The sequence below is a fragment of the Aeromonas sp. QDB11 genome (assembly GCF_027705265.1).
GTDB classification, from domain to species: domain Bacteria; phylum Pseudomonadota; class Gammaproteobacteria; order Enterobacterales; family Aeromonadaceae; genus Aeromonas; species Aeromonas allosaccharophila.
Genome location: NZ_JAPDBM010000203.1, coordinates 1 through 829, shown reverse-complemented (window position 1 = coordinate 829; position 829 = coordinate 1). Strand labels below are relative to the sequence as shown.

At 61.8% G+C, this 829-nt stretch carries 2 protein-coding genes; both read right to left on the bottom strand.

Going from position 1 to position 829, the window contains the following annotated elements; translation table 11 throughout:
- Window positions 1–40: 40 nt before the first annotated feature.
- Window positions 41–205, bottom strand: coding sequence for a hypothetical protein (locus OKC40_RS22665; RefSeq protein ID WP_153302083.1), 165 nt, complete (start codon window positions 203–205; stop codon window positions 41–43).
- A 306-nt stretch (window positions 206–511) separates the two neighbouring features.
- Window positions 512–829: hypothetical protein (locus OKC40_RS22660; RefSeq protein ID WP_442865917.1), on the bottom strand; the 318-nt coding region annotated here is incomplete at its 5' end.

Below are 829 nucleotides of genomic sequence, written 5' to 3'. Positions count from 1 at the left end.
GGGCGCCTGGGAAGAAGACACCGAAAAGCGTTGGTAGGGCTTACGTTGGTTTTTGGTTCCATTGCTCCCCAAACCCCTCCTTCACCGGCACAAAGCCAGGTTCACGTTTCCAGTACAGGCCCAGCCGGTCTAGCGTTTCCTGCACCGTCATTGCCCGCAACGAATCCAGCAGCGCGGGCGGAAAGGATCGACGGGCGCGACTCATGACAGCCACCCGATGAACTGGACGAGGGGGCCGCGCCGTTCAGGCGCTACTCAAAGGCAGGCGCTACTCAAAGGCAGGCGCTACTCAAAGGCAGGCGCTACTCAAAGGCAGGCGCTACTCAAAGGCAGGCGCTACTCAAAGGCAGGCGCTACTCAAAGGCAGGCGCTACTCAAAGGCAGGCGCTACTCAAAGGCAGGCGCTACGCGCCGGGCGTAGGCTTCGCCATTAGTAATACGCATGGACTTGGGACACCCGCCCGGAAGGCTCCGCCATTAGTAATACGGACGGACTTTGAACACCTCACGATCAGCCCTCCCCGCCTGTAATACGCATGGACTTGGGACACTCTCCCGGCTCTGCGATGTAGCGCCCGGCAGCGGTCTTGCTAATGCCCATCTGTGCAGCAATGGCCCGCACGCTCAGACCCTGCGCCTTGAGGGCCAAAGCCTGCGCCTGCTTGGCGCTGGCTGCTTCCAGATAGGAAGCACGATCGACAGCCCCAGCGGCACGTCTGCGGGCTTTCTCGCGCTCGCTGTGGCGCTCTGCGGCCATGTCCCGGCTGATGAGCGTGCGCAGCTTGCGCTGCTCGTCGTCGGTGATGTGAAACAGGCTGATAAGCGTGTC